Here is a 420-nt window from a genome sequence, read left to right on the forward strand (position 1 = left end):
GGTACTTAGATGTTTCAGTTCTCCGCGTTCGCCTCGTTAACCTATGTATTCAGTTAACGATACCTGCAAGCAGGTGGGTTTCCCCATTCGGAAATCTTAGTCTCAAGCGCTTTTTACTAGCTTGACTAAGCTTATCGCAAGTTAATACGTCCTTCATCGCCTCCAACTGCCAAGGCATCCACCGTGTACGCTTAGTCACTTAACCATACAACCCAAACGGGTCTTTGTTTTGTGACAGTTTAACTTCGCCAGAAGTCAATATTGAATACTAAAGTAGATACCAATCAATCAACTCAAAGAGTTAACTAAATGGCACTGAATGGTACTGCTACCATTCTTTTTTTACTTTTGAAAACTCTTGATAAATACAATGTATTCATCAGAATTTTATTATCAGCTTTTCCAAATTTTTAAAGAGCA

Annotated in this window: 1 rRNA gene; it reads right to left on the bottom strand. The window is 38.3% G+C overall.

Annotated elements, in window-relative coordinates:
• A 23S ribosomal RNA gene (locus tag GQR39_RS20075) occupies positions 1–205 on the bottom strand; the annotation flags it as partial.
• Positions 206–420 lie beyond the last annotated feature (215 nt).

Source organism: Pseudoalteromonas sp. C8, from assembly GCF_011378685.1.
GTDB lineage: Bacteria > Pseudomonadota > Gammaproteobacteria > Enterobacterales > Alteromonadaceae > Pseudoalteromonas > Pseudoalteromonas arctica.